This is a genomic window from Streptomyces sp. NPDC088707 (assembly GCF_044752725.1).
Classification (GTDB): Bacteria; Actinomycetota; Actinomycetes; order Streptomycetales; family Streptomycetaceae; genus Streptomyces.
Genome location: NZ_JBIVLV010000006.1, coordinates 199,980 through 217,866 on the forward strand (window position 1 = coordinate 199,980; position 17,887 = coordinate 217,866).

Annotated in this window: 13 protein-coding genes; all 13 read left to right on the forward strand. The window is 72.6% G+C overall.

All coding sequences use genetic code 11. From position 1 onward, the window contains the following. The first annotated feature begins 175 nt into the window (after positions 1–175). Positions 176–1,255: a mechanosensitive ion channel family protein gene (locus tag ACIP84_RS19945; protein WP_401799045.1), complete on the forward strand. Its 1,080-nt coding sequence runs from the start codon at positions 176–178 to the stop codon at positions 1,253–1,255. Positions 1,256–1,474: 219 nt separating this feature from the next. Further along, positions 1,475–2,689 (forward strand): ROK family transcriptional regulator, encoded by a 1,215-nt coding sequence (locus ACIP84_RS19950; RefSeq protein ID WP_355966448.1) that lies wholly within the window; start codon positions 1,475–1,477, stop codon positions 2,687–2,689. A gap of 71 nt (positions 2,690–2,760) precedes the next feature. After that, on the forward strand, positions 2,761–4,104 hold the full coding sequence (locus ACIP84_RS19955) for an ABC transporter substrate-binding protein (protein ID WP_401799046.1): 1,344 nt from the start codon (positions 2,761–2,763) through the stop codon (positions 4,102–4,104). Between the two features lie 19 nt (positions 4,105–4,123). Further along, entirely contained in the window at positions 4,124–5,083 is a 960-nt protein-coding gene (locus ACIP84_RS19960) for a sugar ABC transporter permease (RefSeq protein ID WP_355966443.1), read from the forward strand. A 3-nt stretch (positions 5,084–5,086) separates the two neighbouring features. Then, positions 5,087–5,983, forward strand: coding sequence for a carbohydrate ABC transporter permease (locus ACIP84_RS19965; protein ID WP_355966441.1), 897 nt, complete (start codon positions 5,087–5,089; stop codon positions 5,981–5,983). A gap of 7 nt (positions 5,984–5,990) precedes the next feature. After that, positions 5,991–7,256, forward strand: coding sequence for a 6-phospho-beta-glucosidase (locus ACIP84_RS19970; protein ID WP_401799049.1), 1,266 nt, complete (start codon positions 5,991–5,993; stop codon positions 7,254–7,256). Continuing rightward, a complete protein-coding gene (locus ACIP84_RS19975; protein WP_401799051.1) occupies positions 7,247–8,236 on the forward strand; it encodes an N-acetylglucosamine kinase in 990 nt (329 codons plus the stop codon). The genes ACIP84_RS19970 and ACIP84_RS19975 overlap by 10 nt, the downstream gene beginning before the upstream one ends. A 328-nt stretch (positions 8,237–8,564) precedes the next feature. Further along, positions 8,565–9,992 carry a hypothetical protein gene (locus ACIP84_RS19980; protein ID WP_401799053.1) on the forward strand — a complete coding sequence of 476 codons (1,428 nt, stop codon included), beginning with the start codon at positions 8,565–8,567 and terminating at the stop codon, positions 9,990–9,992. Between the two features lie 11 nt (positions 9,993–10,003). Next, positions 10,004–11,041, forward strand: a complete 1,038-nt coding sequence (locus tag ACIP84_RS19985) for a glutamate ABC transporter substrate-binding protein (protein WP_355967103.1) — start codon at positions 10,004–10,006, stop codon at positions 11,039–11,041. Positions 11,042–11,094: 53 nt separating this feature from the next. Continuing rightward, positions 11,095–12,372: a hypothetical protein gene (locus ACIP84_RS19990; RefSeq protein ID WP_355967105.1), complete on the forward strand. Its 1,278-nt coding sequence runs from the start codon at positions 11,095–11,097 to the stop codon at positions 12,370–12,372. A gap of 79 nt (positions 12,373–12,451) precedes the next feature. Next, positions 12,452–15,052: a tetratricopeptide repeat protein gene (locus tag ACIP84_RS19995; RefSeq protein WP_355967108.1), complete on the forward strand. Its 2,601-nt coding sequence runs from the start codon at positions 12,452–12,454 to the stop codon at positions 15,050–15,052. A 2-nt stretch (positions 15,053–15,054) separates the two neighbouring features. After that, positions 15,055–16,482 (forward strand): PP2C family serine/threonine-protein phosphatase, encoded by a 1,428-nt coding sequence (locus tag ACIP84_RS20000; protein WP_401799055.1) that lies wholly within the window; start codon positions 15,055–15,057, stop codon positions 16,480–16,482. Between the two features lie 60 nt (positions 16,483–16,542). Then, entirely contained in the window at positions 16,543–17,874 is a 1,332-nt protein-coding gene (locus tag ACIP84_RS20005; RefSeq protein ID WP_401799057.1) for a VWA domain-containing protein, read from the forward strand. Positions 17,875–17,887: the final 13 nt, after the last annotated feature.

The window sequence follows — 17,887 nt, forward strand, 5'->3', positions numbered from 1 at the left end:
CCTCATGCCTGGTCGGAACGCCACCACGTACCGGGATCGGGGTGACGGGCCCGGCGTGTTCTCGACCACATCGGCATGTCTCCTTCTCTTTGCCCGGGTGAGGTCCGTCTCTCCCTCGAACAGGGCTACGGGACCATCTCCGACGCCCCGTTACTGTGGATGGTCTGCGTACGCGATGCCTGGAGGTCCTCCCGTGTTTTGGTCCGCGCTTGCGGCTGCCACCGAACCCGAGCCCATGCCGGTGACCCTCGACGAGGCGGCGGAGAAGGCCACGAGCGCGGCGAGCTGGGTGGAGGAGAACTGGTCCACCTGGCTGAACACGGGCCTGCGCATCCTGCTGATCCTGATCGTCGCGCTGCTGCTGCGGATGGCCATCCGGCGGGCCCTGACGAAGCTGATCGAGCGGATGAACCGTTCGGCGCAGGCGGTGGAGGGGACGGCCCTGGGCGGTCTCCTCGTCAACACCGAGCGCCGGCGGCAGCGCTCGGAGGCGATCGGTTCGGTCCTGCGTTCGGTGGCGTCGTTCCTGATCCTGGGCACGGCCGGGCTGATGATCCTGGGCGCCTTCAAGATCGACCTGGCGCCGCTGCTCGCCTCGGCCGGTGTGGCCGGTGTGGCGATCGGTTTCGGCGCGCGGAACCTGGTGACGGACTTCCTGTCGGGTGTCTTCATGATCCTGGAGGACCAGTACGGCGTGGGCGACTCGGTCGACGCGGGCGTGGCCTCCGGCGAGGTCGTGGAGGTCGGGCTGCGGGTGACCAAGCTGCGCGGCGTGGACGGCGAGATCTGGTACGTGCGCAACGGCGAGATCAAGCGGATAGGGAACCTCAGCCAGGGCTGGGCGACGGCGGGCGTGGACGTGACCGTCCGGCCGACGGAGGACCTGGAGAAGGTGCGGTCCGTGATCGTGGAGGCGGCGGAGGCCATGGCCAAGGACGAGCCGTGGAACGAGCGGCTCTGGGGTCCGGTGGAGGTGCTCGGTCTGAGCGAGGTGCTGCTGGACTCGATGACCGTCCGGGTCTCGGCGAAGACGATGCCGGGCAAGGCGCTGGGCGTGGAGCGCGAGCTGCGCTGGCGGATCAAGCAGGGCCTGGACCGGGCCGGCATCCGGATCGTGGGCGGGCTTCCGGCGCAGGCCGAGGAGTCGGCCGCCGACCCGACCGCGGGCATGGCGGCGCCGTCGGCCTTCGCCTCTGCGACCTCGCCGCAGTCGGCGGCGGCGACCCCGCTGCCGAGGGCGGACCTCAACAAGTAGGTACCCGGTCGGAACGCGCGCGCGGACGACGCCCCCGCAGGTAACGCTTTGGTTGCCTTCGGGGGCGTCTCGCGTGCCCGGGTATTGACGCCCCCGTGGCGGCCGCCTTATTTTCCTCCCACCGAATAGGAAACTTTCCTAACAGTGAAGTCGGGGGAGACGGGCCGCCGCGAGGCAGCAGAATGGCCCGACCAGCAACCGAAGGGCAGGTGCGACCCCATGGCCGGTACGACGCCGGGAACGCCCGGCACGCCGCGCGTGCTGCGCGCCATGAACGACCGCGCCGCCCTGGACCTGCTCCTGGAGCACGGCCCCCTGTCGCGGACCCGGATCGGCAAGCTCACCGGCCTGTCCAAGCCGACCGCCTCCCAGCTGCTGGCCCGCCTCGAAGCGGCCGGCCTCGTCGTCGCCACCGGCACCACCGCGGGCCGGCCCGGACCGAACGCCCAGCTCTACGCGGTGAACGCGCGGGCCGCGTACGCCGCCGGACTCGACGTCAACCCGTTCCGCATCCACGCCGCCGTCGCCGACATCACGGGCGAGATCGTCGGCGAGTACGAGCTCCGCACCCCCGGCCGCGCCGCGTCCGGTGTCGTCCGCCAGGTCACCGACGCCCTCGACGGTGCCGTCAAGACGGCCGGCATCACCCGCGAGGACGTCCGTCGCCTGGTCATCGGCACCCCCGGCGCCTTCGACCCGGCCACCGGCCGCCTCCGGTACGCCTCCCACCTGCCCGGCTGGCACTCCCCCACCCTCCTGGAGGAGCTGGCCGCCGTCCTGCCGATGCCCTTCGAGTACGAGAACGACGTCAACCTCGTCGCCGTCGCCGAGCAGCGGGTCGGCGCGGCCCGCGGTCACACGGACTTCGCCCTGCTGTGGAACGAGGAGGGCCTCGGCGCCGCCCTCGTCCTCGGCGGGCGGCTGCACCGCGGCTTCACCGGCGGCGCAGGTGAGGTCGGCTTCCTGCCCGTCCCCGGCACCCCGCTCGTACGGCAGGTCACCAAGGCCAACTCCGGCGGCTTCCAGGAGCTCGCCGGCGTCCAGGCCGTGCCCCGGATCGCCCGCGCCATCGGGATCGACACCCCCGAGCAGCCGTACGTGGAGGTCGCGAGCGGACTGCTCGCTCACGCCGTCGAGGCGCACGGCGAGGACCCCCGGTACGCGGAGCTGCTCGACCGGTACGCCGAGCGCGTCGCCATCGGACTCGCCTCGATCGTCGCCGTCCTCGACCCCGAACTCATCGTGCTCTCCGGTGACGTCCTCGTCGCCGGCGGCGAACCCCTCCGCGCGCGCGTGCAGTCCGAACTCGCCGACCTCGCCGCCTCCCGGCCACGGCTCGTCCTCGCCGCCGTCCCCCGGCGCCCCGTGCTGCGCGGCGCCCTCGAAAGCGCCCTCGCCACCACACGCGCCGAGGTCTTCGACACCTCGCGCTGACCCACCGACCGTCTCACCGCCCCACGCGTTCCCCTTCCCCCGTAAGCCCTCCGCCACAGGGAGACACCGTCATGCCCGTACGTCCGCGCAGAGCAGCCGCAGCGCTCGCCGCCACCGCCTCGATAGCCCTCTTCGCCTCGGCCTGTACGGGCTCCGCGAACAACGCGGCCGCCGACGACCCCAAGGCCGAGACCACCATCACCTTCTGGCACGGTTGGTCGGCGCCCGCCGAGGTCAAGGCGATCCAGAGCAACATCGACCGCTTCATGAAGGCCCACCCGAACATCAAGGTGAAGGTCGTCGGCGGCATCAACGACGCCAAGCTCGGCCAGGCCCTGCGCGCGGGCGGTTCCAACGGGCCGGACGTGGCCGCCTCCTTCACCACGTCCAACGTCGGCAAGTTCTGCCACACCGGCGCCCTCGCGGACCTGAATCCCTTCCTGGACAAGGACAAGGTCGACCTCGACAAGACGTTCTCGAAGGTCCTCCAGAACTACACCCAGTTCGAGGGCAGGCGCTGCTCCCTGCCGCTGCTCTCCGACGCCTACGGCCTCTACTACAACAAGGACGCCTTCCGGAAGGCCGGTCTCGACCCGGAGGCCCCGCCGAAGACCTGGTCCCAGTTCGCCGAGGTCGCCAAGAAGCTCACCAAGACCAAGGGCGACAGCTACGAGCAGCTCGGCTTCATGCCGAACTACCTCGGCTACGAGACCGTCCCGAGCCACTACATGTCGCAGTGGGACCACGCGTACTTCGACGAGAGCGGCAAGTCGCTCCTCGGCAAGGACCCCGGCTTCGCCGAGATGCTGACCTACCAGAAGTCGCTGGTCGACAGCCTGGGCGGGTTCGCGAAGCTGGACAAGTACCGCACCACCTTCGGTGACGAGTGGGGCGCCAAGCACCCCTTCCACACCGGCCAGGTCGCCATGCAGCTGGACGGCGAGTGGCGGCTCAACTTCATCAAGGACGCCGGCGTGAAGCTCGACGTCGGTGTCGCGCCGCTGCCCGTCGCCGACGACGAGGTCGCCGAGTACGGCAAGGGCTACCTCTCCGGCACGATCATCGGCATCGCGCCGCAGAGCAAGAAGCAGAACGCGGCCTGGGAACTCGTCAAGTACATGACGATGGACACCGACGCCGTGGTGAACTTCGCCAACGACATCGGCAACGTCCCCTCCACCCTGGAGGCGCTGAAGTCGCCGAACCTGAAGTTCGACGCGCGCTTCAAGACCTTCCTGGACATCGCCCGGCACCCGCAGTCCACCACCTCCGACGGCGCGGTGAACGGCACCACGTACCAGGACACCTTCCAGGACTTCGCCCAGAAGTACGAGAAGGGCCAGGTCCCGGACCTGAAGAAGGGTCTCGCGGACACGGCCGCCCAGATCGACCGCGACATCGCCCAGGCGAAGTAAGACCCGGGACCGGTATCTCATGTCCGACACCCTCGCCGGGCGTCAGGCGGCGCTGCGGTCGAAGCGCGTGCGCAACGCGCTTCGCACCGCGGCGTTCATGTCGCCCTGGCTGATCGGCTTCAGCGTCTTCTTCGCGTACCCGCTCGTCTCGACCGTCTACTTCTCCTTCATGAAGTACGACGGGCTCAACCCGCCGACCTGGCGGGGCCTGGAGAACTGGGACTACGTCTTCTCCGACCTGCCGAAGTTCTGGCCGGCGATGCAGAACACCCTCTGGCTCGCGGTCGTCATGGTCACCTGCCGGGTCGCGTTCGGCCTCGGCATCGGCCTGCTCGTCACCAGGATCAAGACCGGCGCGGGGGTCTTCCGCACCCTGTTCTACCTGCCGTACCTGGCCCCGCCGGTGGCCGCGACCCTGGCCTTCGTCTTCCTGCTCAACCCGGGCACGGGGCCGGTCAACTCGTTCCTGGAGGCCGTCGGGATCCCCGCGCCCTCCTGGTTCAACGACACCGCGTGGGCCAAGCCCGCCCTGACCGTCCTCGCCGTGTGGGGCGTCGGGGACCTCATGGTCATCTTCATGGCCGCGCTGCTCGACGTACCGAAGGAGCAGTACGAGGCGGCCGAACTGGACGGCGCCTCGGCCTGGCAGCGCTTCCGCTACGTCACCCTGCCGAACATCTCGCCGATCATCCTCTTCGCGGTGGTCACCGGGATCATCGGCGCGATGCAGTACTACACCCAGCCGATCGTGGCGGCGAAGGTCGCCTCGGGCGTGATGGGCGGCTCCGGCCAGACCTTCGAACCGGGCTATCCCGACGACTCGACGCTCACGCTGCCGCAGCTGGTCTACGACCTCGGCTTCGGCCGCTTCGACTACGGCGCGGCCAGCGTCGTGGCCCTCGTCCTGTTCGCGCTCTCCATGGCCTTCACGGCGCTGCTCATGCGCCGGCGGGGCGGCCTGATCGGCTCGGGTGACTGATCCATGACCTCCACATCCACCCTCGACCGGACCGTCCGCCGGGCGCCCGCCGGAGCCGCCGAGAGGACGGCCCGCCGCAAGGCGCTCCTGCACTGGATCGCCGTGCACTCCCTCGGGATAGCCGCGGCCCTCTTCTTCGTGCTGCCGTTCGTCTTCGTCTTCCTGACGTCCGTGATGAGCGACCAGCAGGCCCTCACCCGCGACCTCACGCCGAACACCTGGCACTGGGACAACTACGTCCGGGTCTTCGAGACCCCGGGCTTCCTCGGCTGGTGGAAGAACTCACTGCTGTACGCCGGACTCGGCACCGCGCTCGTGGTGGTGTCCTCGGTCCCGGTGGCGTACGCGCTCGCCAAGTTCCGCTTCCGCGGCCGGCATCTGTCGCTGCTGCTCGTCATCTCGATGATGATGCTGCCGCCGCAGGTGATCATCATCCCGATGTACCTGTTCTGGGCCAAGCAGCTGGACCTCTCCGGAACGCTCTGGCCGCTGATCGTCCCGATGGCGTTCGGTGACGCCTTCGCGATCTTCCTGCTCCGCCAGTTCCTGCTGACGATCCCGAACGAGTACATCGAGGCCGCCAGGATCGACGGCTGCGGCGAACTGCGCACCCTGCTCAAGGTCGTGCTCCCGATGGCGAAGCCCGGCATCGCCGCCGTGGCCCTGTTCCAGTTCTTCTACTGCTGGAACGACTACTTCGGACCCCAGATCTACACCTCCGAGAACCCGGCGGCGTACACGCTGAGTTACGGCCTGGAGTCCTTCAAGGGCGCGCACCACACCGACTGGAATCTGACCATGGCCGCGACCGTCCTGGTCATGGCCCCTGTGATCCTCGTCTTCTTCTTCGCCCAGAAGGCGTTCGTCGAGGGAGTCACACTGACCGGAGTGAAGGGCTGACTCACACATGAAGCTCACTGTCGTGGGGGGCGGTTCCACCTACACCCCCGAACTGATCGACGGATTCGCGCGGCTGCGCGACACCCTGCCCATCACCGAGCTCGTCCTCGTCGACCCGGCCGCGGACCGGCTCCACCTGGTCGGCGGCCTCGCCCGGCGGATCTTCGCCAAGCAGGACCACGAAGGGAAGATCACCACCACCTCCGACCTCGACGCCGGGGTCGACGGCGCCGACGCCGTCCTGCTCCAGCTGCGGGTCGGCGGGCAGGCCGCCCGCGAGCAGGACGAGACCTGGCCGCTGGAGTGCGGCTGCGTCGGCCAGGAGACCACCGGCGCCGGCGGTCTCGCCAAGGCGCTGCGCACGGTCCCCGTCGTCCTGGACATCGCGGAGCGGGTCCGGCGCGCCAACCCGGACGCCTGGATCATCGACTTCACCAACCCGGTCGGCATCGTCACCCGCGCGCTGCTCCAGGCCGGCCACAAGGCCGTCGGCCTGTGCAACGTGGCGATCGGCTTCCAGCGGAAGTTCGCCGGGCTGCTCGGGGTCGCCCCGTCCGAGGTCCACCTGGACCACGTCGGGCTCAACCACCTGACCTGGGAACGGGCCGTACGCCTCGGGGGCCCCGAGGGCGAGAACGTGCTGCCCCGGCTGCTCGCCGAGCACGGTGACGCGATCGCCGACGACCTGCGGCTGCCGCGCCCGGTGCTGGACCGGCTCGGCGTCGTCCCCTCGTACTACCTGCGCTACTTCTACGCGCACGACGAGGTCGTCCGGGAGCTCGGCACCAAGCCCTCGCGGGCCGCCGAGGTCGCCGCGATGGAGAAGGAACTCCTGGGGATGTACGGGGACCCGGCGCTCGACGAGAAGCCGGCCCTGCTCGCCAAGCGCGGCGGCGCCTTCTACTCGGAGGCGGCCGTGGACCTGGCCGCCTCCCTGCTCGGCGGCGGCGGTTCGCCGTACCAGGTGGTCAACACGTACAACAACGGCACGCTGCCGTTCCTGCCGGACGACGCCGTCATCGAGACGCAGGCCGCGGTCGGCGCGCACGGTGCCGCGCCGCTGCCGGTCGCGCCGGTGGACCCGCTGTACGCCGGTCTCGTCGCGAACGTCACGGCCTACGAGGACCTGGCGCTCGAAGCGGCGCTGCACGGCGGCCGGGACCGGGTGTTCAAGGCGCTGCTCGCGCACCCGCTGGTGGGGCAGTACGCGTACGCCGACGGGCTCACCGACCGGCTGATCGCGCACAACCGGGAGCACCTCGCGTGGGCGTGAACCTGAACGGCGTGCTCCTCGCGATCGACGCGGGGAACAGCAAGACCGACGTCGCGGTCCTCGCCCAGGACGGCACCGTCCTCGGCGCGGCGCGCGGCGGCGGGTTCCAACCGCCGGTGGTGGGGGTGGAGACGGCCGTCGACACCGTGGCGGAGATCGTCGGACGGGCGTGGGCGGAGGCCGGCGGCGCCGGGCTGCCCCCCACGTTCGCCCATGTCGCGGCCTGTCTCGCCAACGCCGACCTGCCCGTCGAGGAGACCGCCCTCCAGGCCGAACTCCTCCGCAGGGGCTGGAGCCGGTCGGCGCGGGTGCACAACGACACCTTCGCGATCCTGCGGGCCGGGCTGGACGAGCCGCGCGGTGTCGCGGTGGTGTGCGGGGCGGGCATCAACTGCGTCGGGATGACCCCGGACGGGCGGACCGCGCGCTTCCCCGCGATCGGCAAGATCTCCGGGGACTGGGGCGGCGGCAGCGGCATGGCCGAGGAGGCGCTCTGGTTCGCGGCGCGCGCCGAGGACGGGCGCGGCGAGCCGTCCGAGCTGGCGCGGGCGCTGCCGGCGCACTTCGGTCTGGAGACGATGTACGCGCTGATCGAGGCGCTGCACCTGGGACTTGTGCCCTTCGAGCGGCGGCACGAGCTGACGCCGGTCCTGTTCCGGGTGAGCGCGGACGGCGACCCGGTCGCGCTGTCGCTGGTGCACCGGCTCGCCGAGGAGGTCGTCGCCCTGTCGGCGGTCGCGCTCGGACGGCTCGGGCTCCTGGAGGAGGAGGCGCCGGTGATGCTGGGCGGCAGCGTGCTCGCCGCGCGGCATCCCCAGCTGGAGGAGCGGATCCGTGAACTCCTCGCCGAGCGGGCGCCGAAGGCCGTCATCGGCTTCGTGACGGCGCCACCGGTCCTCGGGGCGGGGCTGCTCGCCCTGGACGAGGTGGCGGCGGGCCCGGAGGCGGCGGCCCGGCTGCGGGAGCACTACGGGGCCTGAGCGGCCCGCGGGAGTGTGGTCGCGGGGCGTCTCCTCTGTCGGAGGAGACGCCCCGCAGGCATGTTCACCTGTTCGAGCGATGGCCGATACGGAACCGATCACGGTCTCGTGACGTATTCAGAGTGAGGGGATTCACCCTCGGTGCGAGGGGGTTCGCCACTCGGCGTGTAGGGGTTCGCCCCTCGGCGTGAGGGGGTTCGCCCGCGGATGTGCCGGGGGCATACGGCACGATAAGAACAAGATCCAGTCAATCCCGGTGTGCGGACGGCCCCCTGCGGCCATACTGCAGGCCGGACCGGCCGAAGTCGGCGACCCAGGGGGAGGTCACGTGACACACCCGCCGAACGCACCCGCCGCCCCGGCGGCGCGGAGCACGGCGCAGGCGCCCGCGCGCCCGGCCGGCGTGCCCGCGCAGCCCTCGCCCGCGCCGGGCGCCGCTCCGCCCCCGGGGCGGAGCGCCTGGGCCGTGGGACGGGAGCGACTGCGGGTCGCCACGACGACAGAGCCGGGCCGGCTCCAGATCCTCGGGGCCGTCCTCGCGCTGCTCGTCGTCGCGTTCGGGGCCGTCACCGCCTTCCAGGTCGACGACCGGACGACCGCGGCCGACGACGTCGTCAGCCGCAGCCAGCCGCTGTCCGCGGACGCCGCCGCGATCTACCGCTCCCTCGCCGACGCGGACACCACCGCCGCGAGTGGCTTCCTCGCGGGCACCCTGGAGCCCGCGGAGTCCCGCGCGCGCTACGACCGGGACATCGCCACCGCCGCCCGACTGCTCGTCAAGGCCGCCGCGAGCACCGACGGTTCGGGCGAGTCGGCCCGCGAGATCGCCACCCTCAACGAACAGCTCCCGCGCTACACGGGCCTGGTCGAGCGCGCCCGCGCCGCCAACCGGCAGGGCCTCCCGCTGGGCGGGGCCTATCTGCGGTACGCCAACCAGCAGATGACCAGCATCCTGCTGCCGGCCGCCGAGCGGCTGTACGAGGCCGAGACCGTGCGGCTCCACGAGGACGACGAGTCGGCCCGCGCCTGGCCGTTCCTCGCCCTCGGCCTCGGAGTGCTCACCCTCGCCGTCCTCGCCTGGGCCCAGCGCCGCACCTACCTGCGGACGAACCGGGTCTTCAACCACGGGCTGCTCGCCGCCACCGCCGCCACGCTGACCGTGCTGCTCTGGCTGCTCGCCGCGCACACCGTCGCCCGCAGCGGCCTCGACACCGCTCGCGCGCACGGGCAGGAGTCCCTCCAGGACCTCAACACGGCCCGGATCGGCTCGCTCACGGCCCGCGCCAACGAGCTCCTGACCCTGGTCGCCCGGGGCGCCGTCCTCACCGAGGACGGCAAGAACGACAAGTACGAAGCCGAGTACACGTCGAGCACGGACACCCTGACGGACGCGCTCGCCACGGCGCGCGAACTGGCCGACGACGATGCCGGCCGCCGCCCCGTCGACGAGGCCGCCTCGCGTACGGCCGAGTGGAAGCAGCGCCACAAGGACGCCCGGGCGAAGGACGAGGCGGGCGACTTCGAGGGCGCCCTCGGCCGCATCGTCGGCCCCAAGAACTCGACGGGCCAGTCCTTCGACCAGGTCGACGCCGCCCTGGACCGTGCCCTGGCGCACGAGCAGACCGAGTTCACCCGCTCCGCCGGGGACGCCAGGGACGCGCTGACGGCTCTGCCGCTCGGCGCGCTGGCCCTCGGGATCCTGGGCGCGGCGGGCGCCGTGCTCGGCATCAACCGCAGACTGTCGGAGTACCGGTGAGAGGGGGCGGGATGCCGAACGGCACGTACCCGCTGGTGCGGCGGACGGCGCAGCGCTTCCGGGGCTGGGGCGGGGTGGCCGCGATGGCCGTGGCCTGCGGGCTCACCGCCTCGCTCACCGTGCTCCCGCTGGCCCACGAGGGCGGCGACGCGGCGGCCGCGCCCGGCAGCGCGGGGCCGGGGCCCGGCGTCGGCACCGGGGTCCAGGTCACGGCGGACACCTGCGACAAGCCCTGGGCCTCCCTCACCCCCTCGACGGCGGACGGCCCCTCGATCGCGGGGATCAAGCAGCGCGGGAAGCTCGTCGTCGGCGTCGACCAGTCCAGCTACCGCTGGGGCTACCGCAACCCGGAGACCCGCGCCCTCGAAGGCTTCGACATCGATCTGGCACGGGCCATCGCCAAGGACATCCTGGGCAGCCCCGACGCCGTCATCTTCCGGGCGATCCCCACGAACCAGCGGATCGCCGCCCTCGACAGCGGCAAGGTCGACCTCGTCGTACGCACCATGACGATCAACTGCAAGCGGATCCAGCAGGTCGCCTTCTCCACCGCCTACTTCCAGGCCGGCCAGCAGGTCCTCGCACCCAAGCTGGCCACGGGAATCACCGGCTACGACACCTCGCTGAAGGGCAAGCGGGTCTGCACCGCCGAGGGCTCCACGGCCTACGAGGCCCTGGAGGAGAAGTCCTTCGGCGCGCTCTTCAAGGACGAGGCCGACGGCACCAAGGACGACAAGGACCTGCTGACCGTCCCCAACCAGCTGGACTGCCTGGCCAGGCTCCAGATGGGCGAGGTCGACGCCGTCGTCACCGACAACGCCCTGGCGGCCGGCCAGGCCGCCCAGGACCCGGCGGTCGAGCTCAAGGGCACCCCGTTCACCACCGAGTACTACGGCGTGGCCGCCAAGCTCGGCAACGACGACCTGGTCCGCCGGGTCAACCAGGTCCTCGTGGGCTACCGCCAGGGCCCCTGGCAGCAGGCGTACAAGAACTGGCTGGAGAAGGACCTGCCGGGGATAACCGGGCCGCCCGCTCCCCTGTACAGGTAGCGCCGGACAGCCCCGTACGAACAGCCCTGTACACGGAGAGGAAGAGGTGATCGATGGGCGTCACGGGACCCCCTGGGCCGGTGATGGACCGGGACGAGGTGGACCGTGCGCTGGCGCGCCTCGGAGCCGAGCACAAGGCGGTCGAGGACTCGCTCCTCGCGCTCCAGGACCACGCGGGCCGCAGGCTGCTCGAAGGGGCGGAGCTGACCGGCACGACCCGGGACCGCTGGACGGCGACCGAGCGGACCATCACCCTGCTCTGGACCTGCTTCGACGTGTACACCGGCGCCCTGCGGGACGCCCGCGAGGTGCGCGCCCGGCGCCGCTGGCCCGGCCGTGAGGAGCTCGCGGAGCTGACCGACCGGCTGCGCGGGGAGAGCGTCCACGTGGCGGGCGGCGCGGGCGAACAGGGCATGCTCACCGAGCGGTTCACGCTGGAGGGCCTCGTCCGGCGGATGAACGAGCTGTACGCGTCCTCGCTGGACGTGGTGGTGACCGCCGACGCCGTCTGGTCGGCGCTGCCCGCCCGGATAGACCTCCTCGCCGCCGAGCTGGGCCGGACGCGCTCGCTCGCGCACTCGGTGGGCGTTCGGCCCGGGGAGCACCCGGCCGGCGACGAGCTGGAGGACATCACCGCCGAGCTGACGGCGCTGCGGTCCCAGGTCGTCACCGATCCGCTGGCCTTCTGGCGCCCGGCGACCGGGAGTTCGGCGCCCGGCGGGGGCCGCCCCGACACCGAGCGGTACGACCGGGCGGCGCTGGCCCTGGAGGACATCCGGCGGGAGATCGAGGCGGTGCTCGCGGTCCGGCAGGACTCCGAGGACCGGCTGCTCCGGCTGCGGGACGTGCTGTCGCGGGCGGACCGGACGCTCGCGGAGGCGCGGGCCGCGCGCGGCGAGGTCCTCGCGAAGATCGCCGCCTCCGAGGTGCCGGCCGTCAGCGGACCGCCGATCGTGCTCCAGGAGCGGCTCGTGGCGGCCGCCGAGTACCGCAGGCACGCCCAGTGGCATCGGCTCTCCCCGCTCCTGGAGTCCCTGGAGCGGGACGCGGAGGACGAGCTGCTGCGGGCCCGGGAGTCGCTGACCGCGGTCACGGCCCCGCTCGCGGTCCGGGCCGAGCTGCGCGGCAGGCTCGACGCGTACAAGGCGAAGGTGGCACGGCTCGGCGCGGCGGAGGACCCGCTGCTCGTGGAGCGGTACGACGCGGCCCGCCGGATGCTGTGGAGCGCGCCCTGCGATCTGCGGGTCGCGGAACAGGCCGTACTGCGCTACCAGCAGGCGGCGGCGGACGTACTGTCCGGCCCGAGTGACGCGGGAGGACGACAGTGGTGAGCGGGGAACAGTGGTGAGCGGCGGGGAGACGGGCGTGGGGAGCTGTCAGCGTCCTTCGTGCGAGGGTTCGTACGAGGACATGGGAGGCGGCGAGCTGTACTGCGACACCTGTGGCCTGGCCCCGGTGGTCGCGGCCGGAGGGCTCATCGGCTCGACGCCCACGGGGGTGGCCGTGCCGGGCAGAGGCACGGGGACGGGCAGCGTCGGCGGGGGCGGCTCCGGCGTCGGGGGGCCGGACTCCAGCTCCTCGCGGAGCAGTTCGCGGGCGTCCTCACGGGCCTCGTCGCGCTCGTCGACGTCCCGCCGCTCGGTCTCCGGGCGGCTCTCGCGCTCGCTCTCCGGGGCCTCCACGTCCCGCTCGGTGTCGGTGCGCAGCTCCGGTACGTCGACCGGCCAGTCCGCCCGCAACCGGCTGGGCGCCGGTCTGGTGTCGATCCCCGAGGTGCCGCGTCCCGACCCGCGGGTGGCGGTCATGGAGAACCCCGAGGTCCCCGAGCGGAAGCGTTTCTGCTCCCGCTCCGACTGCGGCGCGCCCGTGGGCCGTTCGCGGGGTGAGCGGCCGGGCCGTACGGAGGGCTTCTGCACCAAGTGCGGGCACCCGTACTCCTTCGTGCCGAAGCTGCGCGGCGGGGACATCGTCCACGGCCAGTACGAGGTCGCGGGCTGTCTCGCGCACGGCGGCCTCGGCTGGATCTACCTCGCCGTCGACCGGGCCGTCTCCGACCGCTGGGTCGTGCTCAAGGGCCTTCTCGACACCGGCGACCAGGACGCCATGGCCGCCGCGATCTCCGAGCGCCGCTTCCTCGCCGAGATCGAGCACTCCAACATCGTCCGCATCTACAACTTCGTCGAGCACCTCGACCAGCGCACCGGCTCCATGGACGGCTACATCGTCATGGAGTACGTCGGAGGCAAGTCCCTCAAGGAGATCGCCAACGACCGGCGCACCCCGGACGGCCGCCGCGACCCGCTGCCGGTCGAGCAGGCCTGCGCGTACGGGATCGAGGCCCTGGAGGCGCTCGGCCATCTGCACAGCCGCAACCTGCTGTACTGCGACTTCAAGGTCGACAACGCCATCCAGTCCGAGGACCAGCTGAAGCTCATCGACATGGGCGCGGTCCGGCGGATGGACGACGACGAGTCCGCGATCTACGGCACCGTCGGCTACCAGGCGCCGGAGGTGGCCGAGGTCGGGCCGTCGGTGGCGAGCGACCTGTACACGGTGGCGCGCACGCTCGCGGTGATGACCTTCGACTTCCAGGGCTACACGAACGTCTTCGTGGACTCGCTGCCCGATCCGGACAACATCGCGGTCTTCCGGACGTACGAGTCGTTCTACCGCTTCCTGGTGCGGGCCACCGACCCGGACCCGGCGCGCCGGTTCGCCTCCGCGCAGGAGATGGCGGAGCAGCTGACGGGTGTCCTGCGGGAGGTCGTGGCGCTCCAGTCGGGGCGGCCGCGGCCCGCGCTGTCGACGCTGTTCGGCACGGAGGTGCGGGTCACGGACACGGCGCTGTTCGCCGAACTGACGGAGGACGTGTCGCTGCTCGGGGCCCGCCGGGGACGCAGGCAGCCCGCACCGGCCGCCGCCGCACCGCCCGCCATCGCACCGGGCGTCGCCGCACCGCCCGCCGTCGCACCGGGCGTCGCCGCACCGGGCGCCGTGCCCGGGGCCGCCGCGCTGCCCGCCCGGCGGGGTGCCGTGTCCGGCGCCGTGCCGGGGGCCGTGGCACCCGCCCCCCTCGGGGCCCTGCTCGCGCCGCTCGACACGCCCGCGACCGCGCTCGCCCTGCCCGTCCCCCGCGTCGACACGGGCGACCCCAACGCCGGCTTCCTCGCCGGTCTCGCCGCCGCGGCGCCCGGCGAGCTGCTCGCCGCGCTGCAGGCCGCGCCCGCGCCCTCCGCCGAGCTGCGGTTGCGCACCCTGCGGGCCGAACTGGAGCTGGGCGACCTGCCGTCCGCCGCCCGGACCCTGGCCGGTCTCGAGGAGCGCGACCCTGACGACTGGCGGGTCGTCTGGTACCGGGGCGTCGCCTCCCTGGTGACCGGCGACCACGAGCACGCGGCGCTGGCCTTCGACGCGGTCTACGACGCCTTCCCCGGCGAGCCCTCGCCGAAGCTGGCCCTCGGGATCTGCGCCGAGGTGCTGGGCCAGCTGGACAACGCCGCCGAGTACTACCGCCTGGTGTGGGCCACCGACCCGAGCTTCGTCAGCGCGGCCTTCGGGCTCGCCCGGGTCCAGCTCGCCGCCGGGGACCGGATCGGCGCCGTGCAGACGCTGGAGTCCGTACCGGAGGCCTCGATCCACTACACGGCGGCGCGGGTCGCGACCGTGCGGGCACGGCTGCGGCGGCGCCCGGCGTCGGAACCGCTCGCCGCCGATCTGACGGCGGCCGCCGCGCAGGTCTCGGCGCTCCAGGGCTTCGGTCTGGACGCCGTGCGCCGGGAGCAGTTGTCGACGGAGGTCCTCGGGACGGCCCTCGACTGGGTACTCTCCGGGAGTCCCGGTGCGGAACCGGGCGGCGGCGCGCTGCTGCTCGGGAGTGAACTGGACGAGCGCGGACTGCGCTTCGGCCTCGAACGCTCGTACCGGGTGCTGGCCCGGCTCGCCCAGCGGGGCGAGGAGAGGATCGAACTGGTGGAGCGGGCCAACCGCTTCCGCCCCCGGACGTGGGTGTGAGGATGTCCCAGAAGCCGAAGCCGTCGCACGGCCTCACCGTCTGCCCGGACTGCGCGGAGCCGCTGGAGTCGGGTGACCGGTTCTGCGGGGCGTGCGGTCACGACCTGACGGCCGTGCCGGTCGCCGGGGTCGAGCCGGACCGCCCGACCGTGGCCATCGGCACCCCCGTGGCCTGGCCGGACGCCCCGCCCCGTGACCCTGGTTCGCTGTCGACCGCCACCCAGCACCCGGGGGACCTCCCGGGCACCGACTCCGGTGGCCGCGACCTGCCCACCCTGGCGGTCCGCACGGACGGGCCGGTGCCGCCCGGCGCCGATCCCGCCGGGGAGACCACTGCGGGCAGCGGTGACTTCGAGCTGGCCGCGCCGGACCCGCGTGCGGCGGTACGGGTGGACCCGGCACCGGCCGCACCCGCGCCGCCGGCCGCGCCCTCCCCCGCACCGGCGCACGCCCCGACGGCTCCGGCCGCGGCTCCGGATCCGGCCGCCGCTGCCACCGCCCCCGGCTCCGCCCTGTGCGTCGCCTGCCGGGCCGGGCGGGTGGACACCGACGGCTACTGCGAGAACTGCGGGCACGCGCAGCCCCGCGAGCGCGACCACATGGAGCGGGAGCTCGGCAGTGTCGCCGCCGTCTCCGACAGGGGACTGCGCCATCACCGCAACGAGGACGCGTTCGCCGTATCGGCGACCACCCTTCCGGACGGCTCCCCCGCCACGCTCGCGATCGTCTGCGACGGCGTGTCCTCGGCGACCCGGCCCGACGAGGCGTCCGCCGCCGCCGCCGAGGCGGCCGGCGCGTCGCTGCTCGCCGCGCTGCCCCGGGGAACGCACCCGCAGCAGGCGATGCACGAGGCGATCGTGGCCGCCGCCGAGGCCGTCAACTCCCTCGCGGAGGAGCCCGGCCAGGACGGCGCCGAGCACGATCCGCACCGCCATCGCAACGCCCCGGCCTGCACCATCGTGGGCTCCGTCGTCGCCGACGGCCTGCTCGTCGTCGGCTGGGTCGGCGACAGCCGCGTCTACTGGGTGCCGGACGACCGGGCCACCCCGGCCGCCCGGCTCACCGAGGACGACTCGTGGGCCGCGCAGATGGTCGCGGCCGGCCTGATGAACGAGGCGGAGGCGTACGCGGACGAGCGCGCCCACGCGATCACCGGCTGGCTCGGCGCCGACGCGTACGAACTGGAGCCGCACACGGCCGCGTTCAAGCCCGACCGGCCCGGTGTGGTCGTCGTCTGCACGGACGGCCTGTGGAACTACGCGGAGGGCGCCGACGACATGGCCAGGGTCGTCCCGGCCGACGCGTCCGACCGACCGCTGCACAGCGCCCAGGTGCTCGTCGGCCACGCCCTGGACGGCGGAGGCCACGACAACATCACGGTCGCGCTCGTGCCGTTCACCGTCGCTCCCCCAGGGGCAGGATCCGCCTGAGCGGCGCCGATCCCCTGTCCCTCCACCGATTGACCGTTGTTGCCCGAGGAGCCGTAACAGATGGCGAACTTCTCCAAGTCGACCGTGCCGCAGTTCTCGGTGGACGTCTACCAGAACGAGTTCCTGCCCGAGGGCGGCCGGGACGTCAGCGCGATCGTCACGGTCACCTCGACCGGTGGCGGCACCACGGGCCGACAGCAGCTCGCCCAGGCGGGCGGCGGCACGGCCGGTGTCGTGATCATGGTCGACTGCTCCGGCTCTATGGACTACCCGGCCACCAAGATGCGCGGTGCCCGTGAGGCGACCGCCGCCGCCGTCGACACCCTGCGCGACGGCACGGCCTTCGCGGTCGTCGCCGGTACGCACGTGGCGAAGGAGGTCTACCCGGGCAACGGCGGGCTCGCCGTCGCCGACGCCAGGACCCGGGCCGAGGCCAAGGAGTCGCTGCGCCGGCTGAGCGCGGGCGGCGGCACGGCCATCGGTACCTGGCTGCGGCTCGCGGACCGGCTGCTCTCCACCGACGGCCTCACGATCCGGCACGGCATCCTGCTCACCGACGGCCGCAACGAGCACGAGTCGCCGGAGGAGCTGCGGGCCGCGCTCGACGCCTGCGCCGGCCGCTTCACCTGCGACGCGCGCGGGGTGGGCACCGACTGGGAGGTCAAGGAGGTCACCGGGATCGCCTCGGCGCTCCTCGGCTCCGCCGACATCGTCGCCGACCCGGCCGCCCTCGCCGCCGACTTCACGGCGATGATGGAGCAGGCGATGGGCAAGGGCGTGGCGGACGTCGCGCTGCGGCTGTGGACCCCGGTCGGGGTGGAGATCGCCTATGTGAAGCAGGTGGCGCCGACGGTCGAGGACCTGACCGGGCGCCGTACGGAGGCCGGACCGCGCGCCGGGGACTACCCCACCGGGTCCTGGGGCGACGAGTCCCGTGACTACCACGTGAGCGTGCGGGTCCCGCAGGCCGCGATCGGCCAGGAGATGCTGGCGGCCCGGGTCTCCCTGATCGCGCCGGACCCGCTGGGCGGCGATCCCACGCCGCTGTCCCAAGGACTGGTACGGGCCGTGTGGACCGACGACCTGGCGATGTCGACGTCGATCAACCCGCAGGTCGCCCACTACACGGGCCAGGCCGAGCTCGCGGACGTCATCCAGCAGGGGTTGGATGCCCGCAAATCGGGCGATCACGACGGCGCGACGGCGAAACTGGGCCGCGCCGTGCAGCTCGCGGCGGCCTCCGGCAACGCGGATACGGCGAAACTCCTTTCGAAGGTGGTCGACGTCGTCGATGCGGCGACCGGTACTGTGCGTTTGAAGGCGAAGGTCGCGGAAGCGGACGAGATGACACTCGAGACCCGCTCCACCAAGACCGTTCGCGTCAAGAGGTAGCCCGGCCACGGGC

What these genes read in the sequence shown, in the direction of transcription:
- ACIP84_RS19945 (WP_401799045.1), top strand. Translation starts at nt 176, where the DNA reads ATGCCTGGAGGTCCTCCCGTGTTTTGGTCCGCGCTTGCGGCTGCCACC.
- ACIP84_RS19950 (WP_355966448.1), top strand. Translation starts at nt 1,475, where the DNA reads ATGGCCGGTACGACGCCGGGAACGCCCGGCACGCCGCGCGTGCTGCGC.
- ACIP84_RS19955 (WP_401799046.1), top strand. Translation starts at nt 2,761, where the DNA reads ATGCCCGTACGTCCGCGCAGAGCAGCCGCAGCGCTCGCCGCCACCGCC.
- ACIP84_RS19960 (WP_355966443.1), top strand. Translation starts at nt 4,124, where the DNA reads ATGTCCGACACCCTCGCCGGGCGTCAGGCGGCGCTGCGGTCGAAGCGC.
- ACIP84_RS19965 (WP_355966441.1), top strand. Translation starts at nt 5,087, where the DNA reads ATGACCTCCACATCCACCCTCGACCGGACCGTCCGCCGGGCGCCCGCC.
- ACIP84_RS19970 (WP_401799049.1), top strand. Translation starts at nt 5,991, where the DNA reads ATGAAGCTCACTGTCGTGGGGGGCGGTTCCACCTACACCCCCGAACTG.
- ACIP84_RS19985 (WP_355967103.1), top strand. Translation starts at nt 10,004, where the DNA reads ATGCCGAACGGCACGTACCCGCTGGTGCGGCGGACGGCGCAGCGCTTC.
- ACIP84_RS19990 (WP_355967105.1), top strand. Translation starts at nt 11,095, where the DNA reads ATGGGCGTCACGGGACCCCCTGGGCCGGTGATGGACCGGGACGAGGTG.
- ACIP84_RS19995 (WP_355967108.1), top strand. Translation starts at nt 12,452, where the DNA reads ATGGGAGGCGGCGAGCTGTACTGCGACACCTGTGGCCTGGCCCCGGTG.
- ACIP84_RS20000 (WP_401799055.1), top strand. Translation starts at nt 15,055, where the DNA reads ATGTCCCAGAAGCCGAAGCCGTCGCACGGCCTCACCGTCTGCCCGGAC.
- ACIP84_RS20005 (WP_401799057.1), top strand. Translation starts at nt 16,543, where the DNA reads ATGGCGAACTTCTCCAAGTCGACCGTGCCGCAGTTCTCGGTGGACGTC.